The sequence below is a fragment of the Priestia sp. YIM B13551 genome (assembly GCF_042787905.1).
Classification (GTDB): domain Bacteria; phylum Bacillota; class Bacilli; order Bacillales; family Bacillaceae_H; genus Priestia.
In genome coordinates this window covers 1-14,738 of sequence record NZ_JBHZOX010000011.1, presented here as the reverse complement: position 1 = coordinate 14,738, position 14,738 = coordinate 1, and the positions used below count along the sequence as shown (strand labels likewise).

The following is a 14,738-nucleotide window of genomic DNA, read 5'->3' as shown; positions in this document are numbered from 1 at the left end:
TTAGATGAATCAAATACTAAAAATCACAAACTTTCTTGTAGAACAAGAGGTTTGTGATTTTATTTGAGTAACGAAAAACAAGGACCTAATCTATAATAAAAAGAGCCATATCATACGATACGGCTCTTTTTATTAATATTTATTGGTAACGAAGTTTATCTACTTCTTCTATTGTAAGACCTGTCAGTTTACTTATCATTTTACTGTCTATACCTTCTTGGATCATGCCTAAAGCAACCTTCTGAATCCCCTTTTTTTCTCCTCGCTCTTCACCCAGTTTTTCTGCTCTTTTCAAAGCCGATTTTTCATCCAAAAGAGCTTTTCGTCTTGCTTCATAAGCAAGTAATACTTCTGGATCTTGACTTACACGTTCCCATTCATCTATTGCTTTCTTTAATACGTGATCTTCTTGCATCGCAATCTCCTCCAATACTTGAGTGATTTCTTCATCTTCGGATGCTTCAAGTAATAATAACCATCGCACAAGTTGATCTTCTCGTGGATCTACCTCTCTGTTACGCCATTTAATTAATAACTTAGGTAGCTCCATAAAATGAATTTCCAGCATATCGGTTAAAAGTAATTTCTGTTCGCGCTCATATAACTGAAAGGTGGAGTGATAATCATGCATATGTGATAAATAACGGAAGTTCACAATGTTAATCGTAATGGTTTTACAAAGCTCTCCATAATCCATACCTTCCTTCATTTGGCTACTATACATTTTGGACCAATAATAGAGTGTTCGCTTTTCCATATCATGTTTATTATTAAGCTGAATTTCAATATTAACGCGGCTTCCATCTTCTAACTGCGCGTGTACATCTAAAATTGAACGTTTATCTTCTTGGTTTTCTTTATTAAAATGCGGATCTAATAACTGAACCGTTTGAATCTTCTTCTCATCTGGAAAGCAAAGTGCCGCATTTAAAAAGGCAGCTAAAATGGATTCATTTCCATGGGTGCCAAATAACGATTTAAACGCAAAGTCGACACGCAAATCTAATCGTTTCGTCATAATGCCCTCCGTCATGTTTATGTTTGTTATTAGTATATCACGACTAGATTTCCTCTTCCTATATTTCACTTTATAACTGCACATGTTTGCATTGGAAAACCTTCACCTAATTTTTCTCTTTCCCCAAGGTTTTATATAAGAAATAACGACTAGAAAAGTTAAAAGGCTGAAACTTATTGAAATACCCAAAAACAGCATTTTCCGACTTTGAAAATAAAGAGGATTTTGTAAAGGGTGCAAATTACTAGAAAGAATCTAGGGGAATAAATTATATACAACGTTCCCGGTGATTGATGATCCCAGGATAATTGCAAACATGTTACCTATCCACTTTGTAAGAATCCAATAATATTTTGTTAGGCCGCCCCAGTGAGTACGCAGAGCTAACCATATCCCTGTGAATAAAGAAGCTAATGCACCAGGTATCGTTAGATAATGATCAAAATAACTAACAAATAAAATACCTACATATATCTGTGATTGTTCAGAAAAGAAGGTCATTGAGATTGTCACTAAAAGCTGACCAAAAATTCCACTGAAATAAATGATCACAGAAATAACATGTATAATAAGCCACCATTGCTTTCTCTTATGTGCTAATTTTTTAAGAAATTTTTTCGAAATGAATACGCATAATAAAGTTAGTAAGAGGAGGATTGCTAGTAGTGTAATAACGAAAATAAACAGTTTTTAGTCACCTCTCAATTTCATCCCTTATCATATAGATAATTATCTTTGAACCAAGTAAAATTAACGCGGTATCGATACTGAACTAACTACTAAGCAGATAATGAAGATAAGATTCTTTTGATACTATGTAGCTACTGCGATAAGCTTGCCTGTCCACTCCTATAAATAAAAAAGAAAATATACCGCAATAGGTAATGAATAGATGGTGCAGGAGTATGCGCCCTTTTCCTATATACTGGGGAGTACCTAAGTGCCTGTTTTGTACAAACCATTTGATAGAGAGCTATCTTGTTCGACCACAAGTAAAATGTGGTCGTTAGATTAATACTGTACTGTTGAAGGATATAGAGCTAAAGTCATTATGGTCAAATCTTTATATATTATTTAGATATAGATTCTTTTAAAGCTATTTTCAAAAATTCTATATATACCAGAATCTCTTCTGGGAAGGAGACATCATTACGTTTTACCAAGCCTACTTGAATTAAATTATCTTCCTTCAAGGGAATTGAAATAATATTCGAACTGATATAATTAGAGCCCACCCATCCTGTTCCTAAATTATATCCATTTGTATTCGATAGTAAGTTCATCATGCTTCCTCTATCCTTAAGGTATACTACCTTTGCAATACCTGACATATCGATAGATTCTTCGGCAAAATAGAGCATTAAATCATCTTTTTGATAGGTTAAAGAAGGATAGTCGTGTAATTGCTCCAAGGTAATGGATTTTAGATGAGCTAAAGGATGCTCCTTCCGGAGATAAACGTGTTGAGTTAAAGTAGCAAGAGGAATAAAAGTTAGTGATTTCGATGCGAAATAGCGCTCAAAAAAAGAGCGATTTAGATCAGTCAAAGATAAAATTCCAAGAATACTTTTACTTTTGTAAACATCGTCAATTACATCAGTTGTCTTTCCTTCTCGAATCGTCAGTTCATATTTCCGTTCAGCAAAGTAATCCATTAAGTTCGCAAAAGCCTCTATAGCAAAACCATAGTGTTGAGAAGAAATAGAGAACTTTGTTAAGTCTGCTTTCTTTTCTTTATTAAAATGATAAATTACGGACTCCATTTGTTCTAAAAACATTTTAGCGTAAAACAATAATTCTGTACCATCTTTGGTAAAGACAACACCCTTATTTGTCCTATCTAAAATAGTAATTCCTAGTTCTCTTTCCAGGTCCCTCACGGCCTTGCTAATACTTGGTTGAGTCACATAAAGCGCAGACGCAGCTTTACTCATAGAATTATGCTTGGCAATCTCCACTATATATCGGAATTGTTGAAGTGTCATATCTATACCTTCCTTTTTTAATGAACAGATGTTTTGTTATAACTTTATTCTATAGCACGTAGTTAAAAAGTTCAATTTTACGTTTTAAATGACGCGCTTTAAAATAGATGTAGATAAACTTTGTATTGAAAGGAAGGAAAAGATGATAAGGGAAGCAACTAAAGAAGATTTAATGGACATCCTAGATATATATAATGATGCAATTCTTAATACTACAGTTGTATATACTTATAAACCTGAAACTCTTGAAGACAGAGCTGTTTGGTATAACCAAAAGCTAGATCAAGGTTATCCAATATTAGTATGTGAACAAGACAACAGAGTAGTTGGATTTGCTTCATTTGGTCCTTTTAGGGCATGGCCTGCCTATAAATATTCAATAGAACACTCTATATATGTAAATAGGAAATATAGAAGAAGAGGAATTGGAGCTTCTTTACTAAAAGAATTGATCACAATTGCAACTGAAAAAGGGTATATGACGTTAATTGGTGGAATTGAAGCAACAAATGAAAAAAGCATTATAATGCATAAGAATTTTGGTTTCACTCATTCAGGAACAATAGAGAAAGCAGGATTCAAATTCAATCAATGGCTTGATTTAGCATTTTATCAGTTATTACTTAATGGACCTGAAAACCCTATAGAAGATTAAAAAACATACTAACTACAAAGGAAGAATTAACAACAATGAAAAAAATAAGCTTAATTGTAACAGCATTATTTATATTAATTTTGGCTGCTTGTGGAAACAAAACTGAACAAGACAATAAAACAATTGTAATTGGGGCTGCTAATGTACCACATGCTGAGATTTTAGAAAAAGCAAAACCATTATTAAAAAAACAAGGATTTGATTTAAAAATCAAGGTATTCCAGGATATCGTGATGCCTAATAAAGCACTGGCGGATAAGGAAATCGATGCAAATTATTTTCAACATGTACCATACCTTGAGAGTGAGAATAAAGAAAAAGGATATAACTTAGTAAATGCAGGTGCTGTTCATATTGAACCATTTGGAATTTATTCTAAAAACTATAAAAAGGTTTCAGATATCAAGAAAAATGCTACTATTCAAATCAGCAGTAATTCTGCAGACCAGGGAAGAATTCTAATGCTATTAGAGAGAGAAAATTTAATTACCTTTAAAAAGGGAGTAAATAAAGTTACAGCGTCTATCAAGGACATCGATAAAAACCCAAAAAATATTACATTTAAATCTCCTATTGACCCTGGGCTGTTACCTAAAGCTTATGAAAATAACGAAGCTGATCTTTTTGCAATTAATACTAATTATGCTTTAGATTCTGGTTTAACTCCTAATAAAGATGCTTTAATCTTAGAAGGATCTAAATCTCCTTATGTTAACATTGTTGCTGTTAGAAAAGGAGATGAGAATTCGAATAAGATTAAAAAGTTAATGAGTGTATTACACTCTAAAGAAATTCAAGACTTTATTACAGACAAATATAAAGGAGCTGTCCTACCTGTTACTAAGTAAATGAATGTAGCCTACCATTAGGCAGCAACTTTTAGCCAATATGTACAACAGAAAAAACACTCACTGAAATTGGTGCAGTGTTCTTTCCTGTTTCTATATTAGATATACTGTCCCACTTTCCTAAGTTGAGTGAAAATCTAGAACCGTATTTAATATATTATGTTTCTAAAGATTAACCTCTAAACTATACGTACATCAGTTATGTCTATACAGCTCTCTATTATGGAATGAAACTAACGTTGACGTTAAAGTTAATTTTATTTATGATTAGTTAATGTAAAAACATATATACCAATCACTCGTTGCCAAATCCGTAGTTGCAGCGAAGCTATGGAAAATACGCAAAGGTGAAGATCTGGGTATTCTTGTTGCATCTAGTGGAATAGCAATTAAACCTGATTTCTGTAACGCTATATAGCATGAGTTCCTGGTTTAAACACGATTCATTAATTAAATATTTCGAAGAGAAAAGAAATATCGATGAGGTGTAAAAAATGATTAATCTATATACGACAACAAGCTGTAATTCTTGCCGAAAAGCAAAAGCTTGGTTTGAGGAAAATCAAATTGATTATATTGAGAGAAATATGTCACATGATCCTCTTAAGGAAGATGAAATCAAAAGCATTCTTAGCATGACAGAAAAGGGTACAGATGAAATTATTTCTACAAGGTCAAAGATACTTCAAAAGTTAAATATAGAGATAGATACACTTTCGTTACAAGAGCTATATAAATTGTTAAGGACCCATCCTACTATACTTAGACGACCCATTATACAAGATGAGAAAATGTTGCAAATTGGATATAAGGAGGAGGAGATACGAGTTTTTATTCCTCGGAGACTTCGTACCTTCACTATTATAGAACAGTCAGCAGTAGGTAATCATTAGAGGGTAATAGAAGAGCAATCAACGGATACCTTAACTTCTAAAGGAGATTGTAATAAGGAGCATTGGCAGTGTAGTAAGGCATATATTTCAGATTCTAAAAATGAGTAAACACAACTACATCTAAATAAAAAAGAGAAGGGAAACCTCCTCTTTTTACTATATAATCATCTATATTAAAGGGAACAGGATCTCAATGTTTCTAGTGAATGTTTTTGCACCAGAACCTTACAAATTAACACTGCCCATATCCGGATAACGTTCTCCTGCTGCCACACCTTTTGGGGCTACTTCATTAATGCGATAAAGCTCTTCTTTGGATAATTGAATTTTAAGAGCTCCAATATTTTCTTCTAGATATTGAATTCGTTTTGTTCCTGGAATCGGGACAATATCATCACCTTGAGACAGAATCCAAGCAAGTGCCAGCTGTGAAGGCTGACAGTCTTTTTCTCTTGCTAATTCTCTAATTTGATTCACAAGATCTAAATTTTTTGTAAAGTTTTCTCCTTGAAAGCGAGGAGAAAAGCGGCGATAATCATCTTCTGCCAAGTCTTCAAATGTTTGAATTTGCCCTGTTAAAAAGCCTCTTCCTAAAGGACTGTAGGCTACAAATCCAATTCCAAGCTCACGGATAACAGGTGAAATTTCGTCTTCGATATCTCGGCTCCATAGTGAATATTCCGTCTGAATAGCTGTTATTTCATGTACTGTATAAGCACGGCGGATCGTTTGAGGAGCTGCCTCAGACATGCCAAGGTAGCGTACTTTTCCCTCTTGAACTAATTCAGACATCGCACCAATTGTTTCTTCAATTGGAACATTAGGATCTACTCTATGCTGATAATAAAGATCAATATAATCTACTCCTAAGCGGGATAGACTTGCATCACAAGCTTGTTTTACATAGTCTGGATGGCCATTAACTCCTAAAAATGATCCATCTTCCCCTCTTACATTCCCAAACTTTGTGGCAATAATAACTTGATCACGTCGATCTTTAATAGCTTGACCAACTAATTTTTCATTTTGGCCAACGCCGTACATATCTTCTGTATCAAGAAAATTGATACCCAGTTCGATGGCACGATGAATGGTTTTTACTGATTGGTCATCATTTCGTCCGCTGTAAAAATCAGACATGCCCATACAGCCTAAACCAAGAGATGAAACCTCTAAATCGGATTTTCCAAGTGTTCTTTTCTTCATATTAATCATCCTTCCTGCTTAAATTAGGGTTTAGAATAGTTTAAATTATCTGAATATAACTGATTTTATTATAATCTAGGATTAAGAAATGAGTAAAGAATAAGGGTTTTGGCGCAAAGATAAGCGGTAACATTAAAGGAATAGATACTGATTCATGAATGGAGTAGTGATTCCTTAGATACTATGTAGCTACTTCAGTAAGCTTGTTTGTCTACTCTCAGAAATAAAAAAGAAACGATACCGCAGAAGGTGATCGTTAGAGGGTAATGGAATATGTGCTCTTTTTTCATGCTTGGGATTGACCTAGTCGCTTATATTTTTCATGAACTGGACGAGAGATCCAAAGATGTCCCAAGGACTAAAGTAGAACGTATTGAGGAACAGTGGGAGCATGACAAATTATATGTTCCAGATCCTAAAAAGAAGTAAATAAAAAGACCTTCAAGTATATTGGGAAAGCTCACTTAAAGTGCGCTACGAATTCCTAATACAGAAAGTCTTTTTTAGTTTATTAACCTCTACCTGCTTGAAAGTCTGGATACTTTGTCATTCCTCCATCTACAAATAATGTAATACCTGTTACATAGCTTGCTTCAGAAGATGCTAAGAATGATGCTACTGCAGCTACTTCCTCAGGTTTACCAATGTAACCCATTGGAATCATGCTTTCTACGTCTGCACGTTGTTCTGGATCTGCAAATTTCTCTGCGTTAATTGGTGTGTTCATCGCACCTGGTCCAATGTTATTTACGCGGATACCTTTTGGCGCATATTCAAGAGCCAATGTTTCCGTCATTAGTTTCATACCGCCTTTACTTGCTGCGTAGTGAACAAATAATGGCCAAGGAATCATTTCGTGAACGCTAGACATGTTGATAACATTTCCTTTAATGTCGTTTTCAACGAAATATTTAATTGCTTCACGGCTTCCTAAGAATGCACCTGTTAAGTTTGTATCAATAACTTTGTTCCAGTTATCTAGAGATAGCTCATGAGAAGGAACTGGGTTTTCAACACCAGCGTTGTTAATCATTACGTCTAATGTACCAAATTCTTTAATAGCTGTTTGAACAAGATTTACAACGTCTTCTTCTTTTGTTACGTCGCCTTGAACGATGATTGCTTGTCCGCCTGCTTCTTCTACTTCTTTTTTCGCATCTAAAGCTTCTTCTTCATTGTTGTAATAGTTAATAACAACTTTTGCTTCCTCTTTACCAAAACGAACTGCCATTGCTCTACCTAACCCTGTAGATCCACCTGTGATTACTACAACTTTATCTTTTAAATCTGCATACATAATAAGATCCTCTCAAACTTAATATGCTTATTAACGTTAACTTTTAGTCAACCCTAGGAATACGCAGCCCAAAATGATAAGTACAATCTCGATTACGCTAAAAATAAATGCAAGAACGCCTAAAGTAGCAGTTGACCATTTATGAAACACGATTACACCCAAATACATCGTTGTGAAAAGCTACATATCAGTGGGGAATGGGTATATTTTCTAGTGGTGGAGCATTTCCTCTATCAACATTACCTACCGTCCATCGACTGTTCAGTTATATTCTACCTACAAGATATATTGTGGACGGAATAAGGGCATTACTTTATTATGACGGAAGATTGGGGGCAGGACTTGGACCAGCCTTATTGGCACTCTCCATCTATTTTATTTTGACATTAGCGATTCTTATTACATTCATTAATCTTACTAAAAAATATAAAGAAGCAGTTGTTGATGAAAGCGGAAAGAAAATTGAAGTAGAAGTGGGAAATGAAATTCCTCATGAACCACCTACTCACGAGCAAAGGGAAAGTCACCATAGAGGAGAAAAAGATGGAATGTTTCGTCAAGCAGTGTGCAATTTAGCTAAAGGCAGTAATAAAGAGAAACAGGAAATGAATGATGATGAGTACCGAAACGTATTGAAGTCATTATACAAAAATAAAAAATAATATTATTGCTTGAAGATGATAGTAATAATATTATTTTTTGTGTTTTTCCATCTTTTCGCATTTAAAAAATACTGCCATAATAGCAGTATTTTTTGATTACTAAATAAAGGTAAAAAATTAAGATAATAACAATATCGCGTTCCTTAACGTACAGGTAACCGGCTAAAATGTGTCTAAACGTACAATTTTTCACTTTTGGTGACGTGACCCCTAGTATAGAAAAGCTAAAAATTTTTTAATCGCTCAATTATTAGAAGGTGGAGGAAGCCTTTGTTCAATAAGGCTTTGCAATGATCTTCAACAATCAAGCGCGTTTCTTAAATATTCGGTTCTCGAAATAAAAAGCCACCTTAAGTAAGTTGAAGAATGACATTTTTTCTGTGTTACCAATCTCAAAAACGAATGTATTTGATAAGTTTTATTTTCTCATTTTTTGATCGTAAAATCCTTGACGATTTGTTATCAAAACTATTATCAAAAACAAATTAACAATAACCTCCTTCCGAAATTAGCTCCAATACATACATAAAGCCTGTATTAACGCAGTAACACTAACGAAGTAGATAGCCTTTAGATACTATGTAGGTAATGATGTAAGGTGTTCTAGGCTTTTAGATCCCAGGGTTTGCCCCAACCGTTTGTTCCTTTTATAAAATGTACGAGACACTAGTAGATGTCCAAAAAGATAAAAACTTTATTAAGGAAAAAAATAACAGGGTTAATGAATTTTAGTCGGGGGTAAAGTCAACTAACTATTTTAAAAGGAGGGTACTATGGATGGAAATTATATGGATGCTAATTGTAGGTGGAATTATTGGGTGGCTCGCTGGTTTACTTACAGGACGTGATGTTCCTGGAGGCATTATTGGTAATATTATCGCTGGTTTTATTGGTTCTTGGTTAGGTGGGCTGATCTTGGGAAGTTGGGGACCAGTTATTGGTGGTTTTGCAATCATCCCAGCCATTATTGGAGCAATCATTTTGGTGTTAATTGTAAGCTTTGTTTTAAGAAAAATGGGACAAAAAAAGAATCATGGTCATCATGCATGATAAATCGAAAAAAATTAAATTGGAGTGATTAAAAATGAGAGAAGAAAGTAAGTCTGTGTTAGATGATTTTGTTGAAGATAATCAATTTGAATTAGATTCTTACCTTACTTATTTGTTCGATCAAATTAATAATGATATCGAAGTTCTGTCAGAAGCTTAATGAGAAACCAGATATTTTATTATAAAGAAAAAGAGAAAAAAATAATAAATCAGGATATAACATAAACGACCTTATTAACTTTGTTTACAATATATAGGGTCGTTTATTGTTATGGAGAATGTTTAAAAATAAAATGAAGATTTTCTTCATAGCAAAGCTCAAAGATTATTAATCACTTTCACTACTGCTTTAGTAAAAAACGATTGGTTCTATACTTTGATTAAAGTCCTTTCGAAGTGCCAAACGAAGGATTATACATACGATCAAAAAGGCACATTCTTTGTTGGGAAAATCTGTTCACTGTTAATAAGAATTTATCTACCTTAATAAGTTAACCATTTAGTAAATCATTTCATAATAAAGGAGATGGAAGTGTGTTTGGATTCAGTGATATGCCTAAGTTCTTGTTTTCCTTCTTACTTGTACTACCACTTGTATCTCTAGTTCACCAATTAGGTCATTCTATCATGGCAATTTTTTTCGGAGGGAGAGTGGATTTTACCATTGGAAAGGGAAAAACCATTTTTAAATGGAGAAAAATTAAAATAAAATCAGTCTACTTTTTAGATTCTTTTTGTGTATATGAAAAACTAAAATACGATAACCGATTTACCCATGCATGTGTCTATGCTGGAGGTGCCCTTGCTAATTTAGCTGCTATTTTCCTTATAAATGGTTTAGTTATGGCTGACATCCTTTCAGCAAGTCTCTTTTCTTACCAGTTTGTCTATTTTTCTGTTTATTATATTGTCTTCTCGCTACTGTCCATAAAATTTTCAGAGACAACTTCAAGTGATGGGCGTGCTATTTATGATGCATTGAGATATGGAAAAATAACATGTAACCCTGATTAATAAAGCTAAAATCGTAACTTGAAGATACAGGTCTTGCGAAGCTACATATTGTAACGCCAATTTGAAAACTTAATGTAACGCTTCTCCGACGGGATACAGCAAGTTAGAGTCGCCCATTGAAAGGCGTTTCTCTAACGAATTGTTAGTAAATGTATATTCTGTATGGATCCAAGTAAAATATATTCTCTATTGAAGGGTTTTCTTATTTGAAACTAAATCTTTATACAGGTATAAATTTGTTACAAATTTGTATTATAAGCAATAGTAAGTAAAAACAAATAAACTTATAATGCATAGAGTGAGATCGGAGCATCTATATTATGAAAATCATGTACCTAACCATAGAAATTATTACCGGATTTTTTCTCCTTTTTATCATCGTCAAGTTTGTAGGGAAAAAGATTATTAATCAAATTACTCCCTTCACTTTTATTGCCTCTATAGTACTCGGTGAATTATTAGGAAACGCATTATATGATCATCAAATTGGTGTTTTCTATATTATTTACTCCATGGGATTATGGGCTCTTTTACTTTTTATAGTTGAGTACCTTGGGCAAAAATATTTATCATTTCGTGGCATTGTCGAAGGAAAACCCTCTGCTCTTATTAAAAACGGGATAGTTGATCGAGAAGAGTTAAGAAAAAATCGAATGAACATTAATCAGCTGCAAAGCCTACTTCGACAAAGTGAAACTTTCTCTATTCGAGAAGTTGCTTTTTGTTATTTAGAAGCAAATGGCTCGATTAGCATTCTAAAGAAGACCAAATATCAAAAAACTACCCAAGAAGATTTTAATATGCCTGTAAAACCAGTTTACGTTCCTGTTACCCTTATACGGGACGGCGAAGTCTTATGGGATGAAGTAAAAGATTTAGGTTTTAATGAAGAGTGGTTAAAAGCTCAACTCTCATCTCAAAGGATAACTGAGTATAAATCTATCTTTTTAGCCGAATGGCTAGAAGATGACGGACTCTTTGTACAAACTTACCAGTGAAGATTTTTAAATGTGTTCGTGTGCAATTTACATAGTATTTAGTTAGTAAAATATTTCCCCTAATAAGAAATTACATAAGATTTATTCAAACCGTAGAAATAAGGCAGTGTCCTATGTACACTACTTTATCTCTATCGTAAGTAAATAACAGACCTAAATGAAGTTAGTATACCTGCCGTTACGGACACTCCTCCTACTGTGATGAGTGAATAGATAAGGGTTTTGTCTCCAACTATACATAAGCCAATCAAAACAATAGAAGTATCTATGAGAAGAAGGAGGAACCCTATATTCACAGATGTCCATTTTGAAAGTAAAAAAGCAAGAAGATCGATTCCCCCAGGGCATGTATTATGTCTAAGCATAATTCCTACCCCCAGCCCAATGGTTAGGCCACCTAGTAAGGCGCTTATAAAAACAGGGAGGTCAAAAATTCCATTTAAAGGGAAGAGCAAATCAATAGCGAGAGATGTAATGGTTAAACCAAATAAGCTATTGTAAAAGTATGAACGGTTATGTTTTAAAGCTGATAAATAAATGGGAATGTTAATGCAAACGATACTAATGCCCACCTTAAACCCCAGTAGGTACTTTAACAATAAGCTAATCCCAAATACCCCCCATTTATAATGTGAGAGGGAAGAATAAATAAATTGATTCCTATCCCGATAAACATACCACCCAGTCCAATCATGATCCATTTTCTTTTCATTCTATTCACTCGCATTCTTTCTAGTCCTTTATTCTATTAATATGAGGATTATTGCTAGATTATACGAAAATAAATAGACTACGTTTACTTCATAGATGTTTACTTTCTTGTATAAATGATTATTATGTTTCATATAAAAAAGGGGATACCTGTTAACCAGGAATCCCCTTTTTTATTTCGCCAGATAAAAATACATCAAAACAAAGATTAAAGAAATAGGCTACGGTGGGGGCGAATTTTTTTTCAATCGGCCACTGTTACAAGATCTATAGGAGTTGCATTGAATAAATAGGGCTAGCTACCAGCACCTACGACTAAAATGTTGTATTCGCAGTTCCACCATACTACTCCAGAATTAATCATAACTCCTCAATAACTTAACCTCTATAAACACTAGCACATGTATCAGGTTTTGGTTCGTAATAACAATGATTTTTAAATTGACCAGATGCAGGTTGACCATACCATGTTGGAGGGCACGGAGCATGTGGATTAAAATACCAAAGAGCATATTTCGCTGGGTGTTGCCTCCAATAATCCAAATTCTGCTTTGCTAATCTTTTTTCAACACCTCTTGCTCTTTGATAAAAAACATTGCCTTTTTGAACAGCTTCAAACGAAAAGTTCCCCCCCTGCACTTGATAAATGACTTGTGAAACGGTTCTTAAATTTTTAAAATCTATACAATTTGCTGCAAGACGATTAACAATTACATTTCCGACATATAACATCCCTAGTCTTCCTTCACCTTCAGCTTCTGCTCGCATCATCCTTGCCATTAAGTTAATGTCTGCACTTCGGTAACTTACTCTTGCCATTTACTCACCCCCAAAATATAGTATGAAAAAAAGCCTATATTGATGTCATTGTTTATAAGATAGCAATTTATACGCTGGGGGTTAGTCTAGTCACTTATATTTTTCATAAAATGGACGAGACATTAGAAGGTGTCCAAAAGAACAAAAATAGATTGCAAGCAAAGCTATATGATTTTAGTACATCAGGAGAAAAACTTTATTAAGGAAAAAAATAACAGGATTAATGAGTTTTAGTCGGGGGTAAAGTCAACTAACTATTTTAAAAGGAGGGTACTATGGATGGAAATTATATGGATGCTAATTGTAGGTGGAATTATTGGGTGGCTCGCTGGTTTACTTACAGGACGTGATGTTCCTGGAGGCATTATTGGTAATATTATCGCTGGTTTTATTGGTTCTTGGTTAGGTGGTCTGATCCTGGGAAGTTGGGGACCATTTATTGGTGGTTTTGCCATCATTCCAGCCATAATTGGAGCAATCATTCTGGTGTTAATTGTAAGCTTTGTTCTAAGAAAGATGGGACAAAAAAACAATCACGGTCATCATGCAAAATAAATCGAAAAAAATTAAGTTGGAGTGATTAAAAATGGAAGAAGAAAGTAAGCCTGTGTTAGATGATTTTGTTGAAAACGATCAATTTGAACTAGAATCTTACCTTACTTATTTGTTCGATCAAATTAATCATGATAACGAAATTCTGTTAGAAACTTAATGACAAACCAAATATTTTATTATAAAGAAAAAGAGAAAAGAATAATAAATCAGAATATAACATAAGCGACCTTAGTAACTTTGTTTACGATACATAGGGTCGTTTATTGTTATGGAGAATGTTTGAAAATAAAGTAAAGATATTCTTCTTTATAAGCAATGCTCAAAGATTATTAATAACTTTAACTACTACTTTATTAAAAATTGATTGGTCCTAGCCTCCAACTAAAGACCTTTTAGGATGCCAGACGGATGATTGTACATATGATTAAAAAGGCACAACCTCTGTTGAGAAAAGTCTGTCCATTATTAAAATAGATTTTATCTATTTTAATAAGCAAACGATTTAGTAAATCATTTCATAATAAAGGAGATGGAAGTGTGTTTGGATTCAGTGATATGCCTAAGTTCTTGTTTTCTTTCTTACTTGTACTACCACTTGTGTCTCTTGTTCATCAATTAGGTCATTCTATCATGGCGATCTTTTTCGGAGGGAGAGTGGATTTTACCATTGGAAAAGGAAAAACAATTTTTAAATGGAAGAAAATTAAAATAAAATCTGTTTACTTTTTGGATTCTTTTTGTGTATATGAAAAGCTAAAATACGACAATCGATTTACCCATGCTTGTGTCTATGCTGGAGGTGCCATTGCTAATTTAGCCTCTATTTTCCTTATAAATGGCTTAGTTATGGCTGACATCCTTTCAGCAAGTCTCTTTTCTTACCAGTTTGTCTATTTTTCTGTTTATTATATTGTCTTCTCACTATTGCCTATTAAATTTACAGAAACAACTTCAAGCGATGGACGTGCTATTTATGATGCATTGAGATATGGAAAAATAACATGTAACCCTGATTAATAAAGCTGAA

General features: G+C 33.8%; 19 protein-coding genes. 12 read left to right on the top strand and 7 right to left on the bottom strand.

What is annotated here, in order from left to right; all coding sequences use genetic code 11:
* Positions 1–139 precede the first annotated feature (139 nt).
* Both ACFX4N_RS27525 and ACFX4N_RS27520 read right to left on the bottom strand, forming a co-directional pair.
* Positions 140–1,018, bottom strand: coding sequence for an Rpn family recombination-promoting nuclease/putative transposase (locus ACFX4N_RS27525; protein WP_192100865.1), 879 nt, complete (start codon positions 1,016–1,018; stop codon positions 140–142).
* A gap of 1,070 nt (positions 1,019–2,088) precedes the next feature.
* Positions 2,089–3,003: a LysR family transcriptional regulator gene (locus tag ACFX4N_RS27520; protein ID WP_029325522.1), complete on the bottom strand. Its 915-nt coding sequence runs from the start codon at positions 3,001–3,003 to the stop codon at positions 2,089–2,091.
* A 142-nt stretch (positions 3,004–3,145) separates the two neighbouring features.
* Between ACFX4N_RS27520 and ACFX4N_RS27515 the strand changes: the two genes are divergently transcribed.
* The 3 genes from ACFX4N_RS27515 (at position 3,146) to spxA (ending at position 5,399) form a co-directional block, all read left to right on the top strand.
* The gene (locus ACFX4N_RS27515; protein WP_098383264.1) at positions 3,146–3,658 is read left to right on the top strand and encodes a GNAT family N-acetyltransferase; all 513 of its coding nucleotides are present in this window, start codon (positions 3,146–3,148) and stop codon (positions 3,656–3,658) included.
* A 35-nt stretch (positions 3,659–3,693) separates the two neighbouring features.
* Complete coding sequence (locus ACFX4N_RS27510; RefSeq protein ID WP_029325524.1) at positions 3,694–4,506, top strand: MetQ/NlpA family ABC transporter substrate-binding protein; 813 nt, start codon at positions 3,694–3,696, stop codon at positions 4,504–4,506.
* Positions 4,507–5,000: 494 nt separating this feature from the next.
* Positions 5,001–5,399 carry a transcriptional regulator SpxA gene (gene spxA, locus ACFX4N_RS27505; protein WP_192100864.1) on the top strand — a complete coding sequence of 133 codons (399 nt, stop codon included), beginning with the start codon at positions 5,001–5,003 and terminating at the stop codon, positions 5,397–5,399.
* A gap of 225 nt (positions 5,400–5,624) precedes the next feature.
* On the opposite strand, the gene ACFX4N_RS27500 is transcribed toward spxA, so the two are convergent.
* Complete coding sequence (locus ACFX4N_RS27500) at positions 5,625–6,605, bottom strand: aldo/keto reductase (RefSeq protein WP_192100863.1); 981 nt, start codon at positions 6,603–6,605, stop codon at positions 5,625–5,627.
* 288 nt (positions 6,606–6,893) lie between these two features.
* Here ACFX4N_RS27500 and ACFX4N_RS27495 point away from each other — a divergent pair, with 288 nt between their 5' ends.
* Positions 6,894–7,034, top strand: a complete 141-nt coding sequence (locus tag ACFX4N_RS27495; RefSeq protein WP_377263445.1) for a hypothetical protein — start codon at positions 6,894–6,896, stop codon at positions 7,032–7,034.
* Positions 7,035–7,116: 82 nt separating this feature from the next.
* Here ACFX4N_RS27495 and gdh read toward each other — a convergent pair whose 3' ends face one another.
* A complete protein-coding gene (gene gdh / locus ACFX4N_RS27490) occupies positions 7,117–7,902 on the bottom strand; it encodes a glucose 1-dehydrogenase (protein ID WP_192100862.1) in 786 nt (261 codons plus the stop codon).
* Between the two features lie 36 nt (positions 7,903–7,938).
* On the bottom strand, positions 7,939–8,070 hold the full coding sequence (locus ACFX4N_RS27485) for a hypothetical protein (RefSeq protein ID WP_377263443.1): 132 nt from the start codon (positions 8,068–8,070) through the stop codon (positions 7,939–7,941).
* Positions 8,071–8,192: 122 nt separating this feature from the next.
* Between ACFX4N_RS27485 and ACFX4N_RS27480 the strand changes: the two genes are divergently transcribed.
* The 5 genes from ACFX4N_RS27480 (at position 8,193) to ACFX4N_RS27460 (ending at position 11,626) form a co-directional block, all read left to right on the top strand.
* Positions 8,193–8,564, top strand: a complete 372-nt coding sequence (locus ACFX4N_RS27480) for a hypothetical protein (RefSeq protein ID WP_377263442.1) — start codon at positions 8,193–8,195, stop codon at positions 8,562–8,564.
* Between the two features lie 777 nt (positions 8,565–9,341).
* Entirely contained in the window at positions 9,342–9,614 is a 273-nt protein-coding gene (locus ACFX4N_RS27475) for a GlsB/YeaQ/YmgE family stress response membrane protein (RefSeq protein WP_192100860.1), read from the top strand.
* A 34-nt stretch (positions 9,615–9,648) separates the two neighbouring features.
* On the top strand, positions 9,649–9,774 hold the full coding sequence (locus tag ACFX4N_RS27470; protein WP_274598754.1) for a hypothetical protein: 126 nt from the start codon (positions 9,649–9,651) through the stop codon (positions 9,772–9,774).
* Between the two features lie 374 nt (positions 9,775–10,148).
* On the top strand, positions 10,149–10,628 hold the full coding sequence (locus ACFX4N_RS27465) for a site-2 protease family protein (protein ID WP_192100859.1): 480 nt from the start codon (positions 10,149–10,151) through the stop codon (positions 10,626–10,628).
* 320 nt (positions 10,629–10,948) lie between these two features.
* On the top strand, positions 10,949–11,626 hold the full coding sequence (locus ACFX4N_RS27460; protein WP_192100858.1) for a DUF421 domain-containing protein: 678 nt from the start codon (positions 10,949–10,951) through the stop codon (positions 11,624–11,626).
* A gap of 131 nt (positions 11,627–11,757) precedes the next feature.
* Here ACFX4N_RS27460 and ACFX4N_RS27455 read toward each other — a convergent pair whose 3' ends face one another.
* Positions 11,758–12,198 carry a YitT family protein gene (locus tag ACFX4N_RS27455; RefSeq protein WP_340643117.1) on the bottom strand — a complete coding sequence of 147 codons (441 nt, stop codon included), beginning with the start codon at positions 12,196–12,198 and terminating at the stop codon, positions 11,758–11,760.
* A 517-nt stretch (positions 12,199–12,715) separates the two neighbouring features.
* Entirely contained in the window at positions 12,716–13,156 is a 441-nt protein-coding gene (locus ACFX4N_RS27450) for a cell wall hydrolase (protein ID WP_192100857.1), read from the bottom strand.
* Positions 13,157–13,435: 279 nt separating this feature from the next.
* Between ACFX4N_RS27450 and ACFX4N_RS27445 the strand changes: the two genes are divergently transcribed.
* The 3 genes from ACFX4N_RS27445 to ACFX4N_RS27435 all read left to right on the top strand — a co-directional run bounded on the left by ACFX4N_RS27445 (position 13,436) and on the right by ACFX4N_RS27435 (position 14,728).
* Positions 13,436–13,711, top strand: a complete 276-nt coding sequence (locus ACFX4N_RS27445) for a GlsB/YeaQ/YmgE family stress response membrane protein (RefSeq protein ID WP_192100856.1) — start codon at positions 13,436–13,438, stop codon at positions 13,709–13,711.
* A gap of 31 nt (positions 13,712–13,742) precedes the next feature.
* On the top strand, positions 13,743–13,868 hold the full coding sequence (locus tag ACFX4N_RS27440) for a hypothetical protein (RefSeq protein ID WP_255263101.1): 126 nt from the start codon (positions 13,743–13,745) through the stop codon (positions 13,866–13,868).
* Positions 13,869–14,248: 380 nt separating this feature from the next.
* Positions 14,249–14,728 carry a site-2 protease family protein gene (locus ACFX4N_RS27435; RefSeq protein WP_053488408.1) on the top strand — a complete coding sequence of 160 codons (480 nt, stop codon included), beginning with the start codon at positions 14,249–14,251 and terminating at the stop codon, positions 14,726–14,728.
* Positions 14,729–14,738: the final 10 nt, after the last annotated feature.

Bases quoted from the DNA above. Each gene is read 5' to 3' on its own strand.
- ACFX4N_RS27525 (WP_192100865.1), bottom strand. From the start codon at position 1,018: ATGACGAAACGATTAGATTTGCGTGTCGACTTTGCGTTTAAATCGTTA.
- ACFX4N_RS27520 (WP_029325522.1), bottom strand. From the start codon at position 3,003: ATGACACTTCAACAATTCCGATATATAGTGGAGATTGCCAAGCATAAT.
- ACFX4N_RS27515 (WP_098383264.1), top strand. From the start codon at position 3,146: ATGATAAGGGAAGCAACTAAAGAAGATTTAATGGACATCCTAGATATA.
- ACFX4N_RS27510 (WP_029325524.1), top strand. From the start codon at position 3,694: ATGAAAAAAATAAGCTTAATTGTAACAGCATTATTTATATTAATTTTG.
- spxA (WP_192100864.1), top strand. From the start codon at position 5,001: ATGATTAATCTATATACGACAACAAGCTGTAATTCTTGCCGAAAAGCA.
- ACFX4N_RS27500 (WP_192100863.1), bottom strand. From the start codon at position 6,605: ATGAAGAAAAGAACACTTGGAAAATCCGATTTAGAGGTTTCATCTCTT.
- ACFX4N_RS27495 (WP_377263445.1), top strand. From the start codon at position 6,894: ATGCTTGGGATTGACCTAGTCGCTTATATTTTTCATGAACTGGACGAG.
- gdh (WP_192100862.1), bottom strand. From the start codon at position 7,902: ATGTATGCAGATTTAAAAGATAAAGTTGTAGTAATCACAGGTGGATCT.
- ACFX4N_RS27485 (WP_377263443.1), bottom strand. From the start codon at position 8,070: ATGTATTTGGGTGTAATCGTGTTTCATAAATGGTCAACTGCTACTTTA.
- ACFX4N_RS27475 (WP_192100860.1), top strand. From the start codon at position 9,342: ATGGAAATTATATGGATGCTAATTGTAGGTGGAATTATTGGGTGGCTC.
- ACFX4N_RS27470 (WP_274598754.1), top strand. From the start codon at position 9,649: ATGAGAGAAGAAAGTAAGTCTGTGTTAGATGATTTTGTTGAAGATAAT.
- ACFX4N_RS27460 (WP_192100858.1), top strand. From the start codon at position 10,949: ATGAAAATCATGTACCTAACCATAGAAATTATTACCGGATTTTTTCTC.
- ACFX4N_RS27450 (WP_192100857.1), bottom strand. From the start codon at position 13,156: ATGGCAAGAGTAAGTTACCGAAGTGCAGACATTAACTTAATGGCAAGG.
- ACFX4N_RS27445 (WP_192100856.1), top strand. From the start codon at position 13,436: ATGGAAATTATATGGATGCTAATTGTAGGTGGAATTATTGGGTGGCTC.
- ACFX4N_RS27440 (WP_255263101.1), top strand. From the start codon at position 13,743: ATGGAAGAAGAAAGTAAGCCTGTGTTAGATGATTTTGTTGAAAACGAT.